General features: G+C 47.5%; 2 protein-coding genes. Both read right to left on the bottom strand.

Annotated elements, in window-relative coordinates:
* Positions 1 to 143 precede the first annotated feature (143 nt).
* Positions 144 to 695: a suppressor of fused domain protein gene (locus ACYP03_RS23325; protein WP_459782278.1), complete on the bottom strand. Its 552-nt coding sequence runs from the start codon at positions 693 to 695 to the stop codon at positions 144 to 146.
* An 8-nt stretch (positions 696 to 703) separates the two neighbouring features.
* The gene (locus ACYP03_RS23320; protein ID WP_459782277.1) at positions 704 to 7,945 is read right to left on the bottom strand and encodes an RHS repeat-associated core domain-containing protein; all 7,242 of its coding nucleotides are present in this window, start codon (positions 7,943 to 7,945) and stop codon (positions 704 to 706) included.
* Positions 7,946 to 7,948 lie beyond the last annotated feature (3 nt).

Below are 7,948 nucleotides of genomic sequence, written 5' to 3'. Positions count from 1 at the left end.
GTTTTGTCATTGAACACCTCATTTACGGTGGAGACTTTACCACCTAATTTGGTGTCCGGGATCATTAAACCACTACAGTCTGTCCTTGTAACTAACAATGCCTGTCCCTGTAAAGTTCTTTATTCCTTTACTCTGTTGTAACATCAAACTATAGCTTCACGCTCTAAAGAACACAGGTCTGGGTCTTTTTCTTCTAGCAAATCTTCAAAACTTTCCCAGCCATTTTTCTCGATGTATTCAGCTTCGCTACTATGGATTGGCAACACCCAAACCATAACCGTGGAGGGTGAAGTTTCATCGTAACTATAAAAATCATCCTCAAAAAAAACTGGTATTGTGCAATATACGAACTCAAATCCAATTCTCTCGGCTAGTTCAGATGACAACGGAATTACTTCTCCACGAAGCACAGCCTTACCTCTTCCGAGTATGGCTTCGCAAAGCGACATGAGAAACGAAACCATCAAGCTTGGAACCGCAACAGTGTAGGCAGAAAAAACAAGCTCCTGCCTCACTTTTCGGGTGTTATTCATTCCCAGTACTTGATGACTCATACCCAGAGATAAAAAGGTTGAAACAGTCTCTCCCGGACAATCAAGAAAAGAAACTATCTGTATGCTTTCCTCACAAGCATTATCTTTCCAGCCTCTATCAATAGGACCTAAGTGATTTTCAACGTGTTGAATTAAAGACATTCATACTCCTACTGATTATCAGCTCTATTACAGCTAGAACACCGTAACCGTGTGTTTTTGTTGTATTCATCCAAAACTTGCTTACGATCCATACCTGTAAGGTCACGATCTTTCCACTTTGGCTGATGGTCATTATCCCAACCATCAGGACCATTTCGCTTTTCGCCCTTATACGGATCGCCTTTTACGTCCTTGCCACAAGTCGGACACCGTTTTGTACCTGATGTTGAACCACCTGCTGCATTGTCCCAAGAATCTTTTAAAGTCTGCTTCCTGAAGCTACCTGGTCTCTTTGTAACTTTATCTTCGACATTTTCAACCTTTTGTTCAACTTTTTCTACCTTTTCTACTGCTTTAGCGGTTGCATTTAAAACTTGCTTTGTTCGACGAAAGGTCATCAACTTTTCACCAACATAAACAACCCCCTTCACAGCATACATCCCAGCTCTTGTAATAGGTATACTAGTTGCGAGTGTAGCAGCGGCTTCCTGTCTTTCTTCAGGTGTCGAATTGTTTACCATTTGCTCATTGCCCCATCGGAAATGAGCTTCAGGCTCTGGAGACTTATTACGTTTGCCCGTATTTCTGTCTAAGCCATTCTTCTCTCTATTTCTTTCTCGTCGCTGGTCTTTTTCACCACCAAGATCCACACTTGATTGGCCTAAACCATCATCACTTGTTCCAGCCCCCTCAATATGCCTGAATCCTGTCGGATCAATATACTTCAGCGGGTTATTCCACGTATACGTATAGCGGTTGAAGCTGCCTGTGACATAAGGGGACTGCACCAGCGGATCTGCACTCAGGAAGCGGCCCAGTGCCTGATCGTACACCCGGCCATTCATGTGGATCAGGCCCACTTCTTCAATATGCTCGTGTCCGGTATAGCCCCGATTGGTCACCGCGTCCTGCACCACCGCTTGCGGGTTCGATTTCTCCTGCCACTGAACCGCACGCATCCGGCCCCAGACGTCGTAACTCCGGCGTGTGACAACCTCTCCATACCCATCGGTGATCATGTCAACGGAATTCAGCGCATCGTAATGCAGGTAGCGAACCTGTTTGTCTTCCAGTTGGTTCTCTGCATTTTTTACCTGGGTGTTCAGCGCGATCAATTTGCCATCGGCATAGATATAGTGCTGATGTTCAACCTTACCTGTTTTCGTGTCAGTGACCCGCTCGTAAAAATGACCGAAGTAAAACGTCTGCTTTCCATCGCTGGATGTTTTCAGATAACGCTGATGATCGGCATCATAAACGAACGTAACGGTGTGATGATCACGCGTGATCTTCACCGGTTTATTGAATGCGCTCCAGTCCACGGTACGCTCAGGCACCGTCGCACTGCCCGCCACAGCACGGACCATATTCCCGACACCATCGTACTGATACGTCAGACCATTGGCCTGCGTGACCGCATGGGGGCCGGCATTTTTCTGGTCGTAATTGTAATGGCCGATACCGGTTTTGCCCGTGATATTGCCCAGTTTGTCGTAATCAAAGATGAACGGACCGGCAAAATCCGGATGATTCGGACCATGTCTATCCGGTGTATCCAGCACAACACGATTACTGATGACCCGGTCTAAGCCGTCATAGGTATAGCTATCGGTAATGCCCAGCTCACTGTCATTCCGGTAGACCACATTATTGTGGTTATCGTACTGATAATGCAGAAAACGAACATTGCGGCCTTTGCCTGTCGCACCCGGCAAAGCTGAATGAAACAGTGTGTTTGCACGATGCGTGGTGATGAAGTCCGGACGGCCGGTGGCCGGGTTATGGCTGTAGGTATTCACCAGGCCATTCCCCAAGGTCTCCGACAAAGTGTGGTCAAATGCATCGGTATCACGCCGCTGCCAATAGTAAATAAAGGCCGGATTATCTGCTGAGGCTTCCAGTTCTGACTGCGTCAGAATGGTATTCAAATGGTCCGCCTGACCAAGCTGATCGGTGTTCGTACATTGACTGTCTTTACCATACTGTATCTGCTGACCACCCATCTGGTTTGCGTATGTACAGTACACACCGGTCAGATCCGCCACGCGTTCCGACAGAGCAATCAAATCATTGGCCAGATCCGCATAGAATTTGTAACGCTGTCCTGAAATCCGGGCGGCTTCTGAAAGGTCTTCTGCCGTAAAGAGCAACGCTTCGCGCGTTTCAGTATCCGCTTGCGCGACATAGATGTCCTGATTGCTCATTAAATCTTTCTGGCCGTTGTTGTCATAATCAGCCAGCAAGAAGTCATGAGAAGCCGTCAGCGGCAGTTTATCGAATTCCGCCTTGGAGAACGTATGAACCGAAGCATCATAATTGCGCTTCCCATCGCTGATACCCGCTAACTTGGTTTCCAGCTGGTAGACTGCATCGCCAAGGGTAATATCCAGCGGAACGCTCACTTCGTCATGCAAAATTACCCAGGTTGCCGGGCGTAAATAGCATTGTCCCTGACTGTCGCACCACTGTTTAAAGCGATATCCATCACCCAACAAGGCCGCAGAAGATGCATCCAACTGGTGAATATTGAGGGTTTTCTTTTGATACTCAGCGGCTTTGTTCTGAAAGAATGCTTCACGGGCAGCATACTTTTCTGCTGTCACCAGATACTGAGATGCCTGCGCTTTGGCCTGATTTAATAAATTCTTGATCTCTTCCCGGAAGCTCGCACTGGTAAAGACCTGATCTGCGTAAGTCTTCGGACTGCGCACCGCCGACATGTAGCCATAAGGGTTGTAAATATATTCAACCGCTAAGCGATCCAGCGTATTGTCTTTATCATTGATCTGGTTCACAAGTCCCACAGCGGAACTGTCGACACCATTCGGACGGACTTCCCGGCGAACGCGTTCATAGTCATCATAAAAATAATGGGTACTGAACTTTTCACCACCGGTCTGCACTGCAACCTCTTCGGTTAACCCGGCAGCGTTGTAATAATAGTCGGTCCGTTTACCGTACCCTTCAGATGAAGACAGCATGCCAATCGAACGGGTGTCATAAACCCAGTGTGATGTCTTGCCGCCTTCGGTCTGTTGAATTTTACGGCCCAGCGCATCGTATGCTGTCGTGGTCACAATGCCGTTGGCATCTTTCTGAACGATCTGTTCACCCAACGCATTGTAGGTATAAGTCCACGGGCCCAGATCCGGGTCAACCAGCATGCTTCGGTGGCCCAGATTGTCATAATAAACCCGGGTCTCATTCCCCTCGGCATCTGTCGTCGTGCGCAGCAGTCCGTCCGGATAATAGGTATACCTTTGCGAAGCCCCTTCCGGCTCATTTTTTTGCAGAATATGCCCCATCAGGTTTTGCACTGTGCTGTGCTGATATCCCCGGGCATCGGTCATGCTTGTCGTCCAACCGATATAAGTAGTTGTGAAAACTGCACGGCCGCCATGACTGGCCGGTTCCGACTTCTTCACCTCGCGGTTCAGGGCATCATAGTCAATGGTGACGAAGGGTGCCGGGGTCCGCTTCGACAGAAACTGCGGCCGCGTGACCTTCACCTTCCGACCATTGCGGTCCCATGTCGTATCCACCACAACCCACTGCCCGTTAAACGCACGATGCAGACGGCGGATTTCACGACCGGCATAATCATACTGAGTCGCCACCTCACCACCGGCAGCCGCTTTGGTCACCGTACAAGCCACCGTTTTCACGGTGCGATACGCACAGCCTTCATTCAGCTGATACGCATAAGCTACGGTGTTGCCGGTGCCCGGCAACGTCTCGGTTTTCAGGCGATTAAAGGCATCGTACACATAGCGTTGGGTACGCCCCTGCGGAGTGGTGGTTGAGAGCAGCACCCCATCATTGCTGTACGTCACCCTCGTTTCATGACCCAGCGCGTTGCGGAGCCGGTCAGCAAACCGTCCATGGCTGTCATAAACCGTTTCGGTTTCGCGGACTGGCACATCCGTCCCCGAGACCGATTCCCGGATCAGGTTCCCCCAGTTGTCATAACTGAACGCTTTCGTCAGCGATTTCCCCGCGCTGCCTGTCGCGAAACTGGCCTCATAATCACTCGACGTGGTGATCGACGTACTCACCAGGCCGCGGGAGGTATAGGTCAAGGTGTTGGTCACCGTACGCGTCAGGTCAGCCGTCACATCGGTCAGCGTGGTTGTGGTCGATTTCAGCGCACTGGCCTGCCAGTAGCGATCGCCGGCATTCGTAATGAGCTGTACCACGGTGCTGGCGCTGGATGCGAACTCTGCGTTGCCGTCACTGTCGGCATCTTTGTAAATAAAACTGCCGCCACAGGATTTCGGCGACGCCTTGTTAAAATCAGCCGCTGAAATATTGACCAGCTTGCCGCGGTAAGTGGTGACACCGGTTGAGCTTTTCGATGACGACGCGCCGTCATACCGGTAATAATTGTTGTATTTCTTCAGCAAAATCGGTGTGTCGATCTCCCCGTGAATCAGAATGATGTGATCACCGGGTTTAAAGTACGTTTTCCCATCGCTGCCGCAATACTGTTGCATTCCGGCCTGAAATGATGACAGCGTGTTATCGCTGACACCTGTCAGCGCTGTAAAATCATAAATCTGATGGCTTTGCAGCGTCCCGGCTGGCATATACGTATTCACAACACGCTGAGTAAAGTGCCCTGCATTGACATCAGTGCCGGTCAGGGTTGTGTTTTCTTCCGTAACATTGCCGAGGGCATCCACTTGCCGGGTGATCACTTCTTTTCGGGTGATCAGGGAAGCATCTTTCAGATCATATTGGATGGATTCTGATTGCTTGGCATAAACCTGATAATTTTGGCCTTTTTTCTCAGCGACATAAGTATTTTGGCTATACGAAACTTTCTGACCATCTTTCAGCACCGTCACGCTTTTCACTTTACCGGCTTTGATGCCATCGGTGTTTTCAAACTCGGTCACCCGGACCGTTTTGACATCTGCAACTTCTGTTTCAGTGATTTTTGCAAAACCGAGGAAGCCATAACCTTCCCGGTGAGATTTGGCCCCTTCATACACATAGTTGTAAGTGGTTTTCTCATAGCCTCGCGGCGCTTTAACCACGTCCGAGACTAAATACCGGCGTGGTGTGCTGTTCTCGACTGGGTAATGGAAATATTTCTGCTGCTTAAGAACAGATATGTCTGAAGCAGGCTTATAAGCCATGGTGTAGTCAACCCCGTACTCTTCAATTTTTTTAATTTTATCCTGAGCAAAAGGGATCGTTCTTTTTATATTTCTGGAATAGACGAAATCTGGCCATCCATCGCTATTTGTATCAACAACATTTGTCAGATTTTTAGCGTTTTCGATATACTGCGGCGTCAATTCACCAAAACCATTCTTCAATGATGTTGAAGACAGATAACCACCATGATTTAAAAATACCAAATCACGGTATAAGACATCCAAATAACCATCGGAATTATAGTCTGCTACTGATAAGCCATTGGGTGTGTAAGTGTAAGTTCTTTTCGTACATGCACTCCCGTCACTACCACCACACGTTGTATTTGTTATTTTGGTCACTCTGTAATGGTATTTTACAGAGAAAGTCTTATGGTGCTGGAAAGTCACGCCATTAAAAAAGTATATTTTAACATCTTGGTTGATATCTCGCTTCGCATAACGTTCATGAGAACCAAATTGATCACTGAATACCCGGGTATAATTTTTTTTAGAAATAATTAAATCAGGATATCCATCGTTATTTAAGTCCGCGACTTCTCTAATTTGTGCATCATCAGCTATCTTTTGTATAAATTTGCCATCTTTATACAGTTCAATTTTCCCATCAGTTTCTTTTAGATATTCATTATTTATTCCATTATTATCGAAATCATTAAATTGACATTCAGAACATTTCTCTTCAACTTTGTATATTCCATTACCATTTTTATCAAATGGATATTTACTTGAGCTTGCCCATGGCCAATGTTTTTCATTAATCGTACCAGTGAAAAACGGTTCACTTTTACCATTACCGACATGGTAAGCAAGCAAGGAACCAAATGGTTTTGTTCTATCCGTTACATTCTTGGGCCAAGCACAAAAGCTTCTGAATATAGGCTTATCATTTCCATCCCAGTCCGCCACTGCAAAGTCATGACAAGTTGCATCTTTCTGATTTGAATAAACATATGCCCAACCACTAACTTTTGATTTGGCATCTGAGTTGGTATAAACCGTTTTCCGATTAGTTGATAACGCAAGGATTTCAACATTTCCATCACGCTCCACGTCAAAAAACTTGTGTTCAACAACATCTCCAGGGAATATCGACTTTGTAGACTGATAAATAGGATGAACCTGCGATTGCCAGGTAAAAGTCACAGGCGTACTACAGATCCCATTGGCACACTGCTCAATCTTTGTCAGTAATGAACGCTGCGTGCCTTCTGACGATGTATATTTCAGCTGATAAGTTGTGTACTCCTGTTGGGTACTGTTTCTGGCGCCGCTACGTGTCACCACAGATTGAATGCGGTGTACCTGATTCAACCGGCTGCCTTTCAAATAAGAAAAGGTCTTGTCGCCCCGTCCTTCATAATTAATCTCGACAGAGCCACCTTCATAACTGACCTGAGTCAGTCTGTGGGTACCGCCCTTGCTATCTTCTGCATAGGTATAATCAATCGGGTTTGTCCGGGTTTTATCGACTGACTTGTTCAAAGCCCATTTGTAAACCTCATTTTTCCCGGGTAATTCAACGCGTGAATCTGTGGTCACCCCATACTCAAAAAGCTGGCCGGTTTTACTCCACACTTTGAAATAGGCAGGCCCGTTGCCTTGCTTCCCGACAGAGATAATCTTGCGGTAGTCGTTAATATGGGTCCGGTATTCGGTTTGATCCCCGCCCGGACTGCCCGAGATGGCGATCAAGCGTTCCCCATCAAGACAATATTGATCATTCGCATCGAAATTCACGCCGCCCCAAACGCCATCAATCGCCCGGTTCTTCCCGCAACGGTAAATCGCGGACAATCCTTTCAGCTGCCAGCCGACCCCCAACGGGCCATTGCCGCTGTTACTGCGATATTCAAAGCTGAGATTCGGTTGCTGTCCGGCACGCCCGGGCGCCACGGCTATAGGCAACGAATAGGAGGCTTCACCGCCCGAGGTCTGGTATTCACCACTGAGTACCAGGGTTTTCCCATTCCCGGAAGTCAGTGCCATTGCTTTTGCAGGCACAAGCCCCACCAGCATGCCGAGGAAGAAACAGGAGGTAATCGTCAAAGTTTTGACTTTTTGGCGGTTAATATATCCGTATGTCATGAG

This window comes from Photobacterium sp. R1, from assembly GCF_054600795.1.
The sequence above is the reverse complement of the archived record's forward strand: the minus strand, read 5'-3'. Positions and strand labels throughout refer to the sequence as shown.

Coding starts and splice junctions, on each gene's coding strand:
- ACYP03_RS23325 (WP_459782278.1), bottom strand. CDS start 695: ATGTCTTTAATTCAACACGTTGAAAATCACTTAGGTCCTATTGATAGA.
- ACYP03_RS23320 (WP_459782277.1), bottom strand. CDS start 7,945: ATGACATACGGATATATTAACCGCCAAAAAGTCAAAACTTTGACGATT.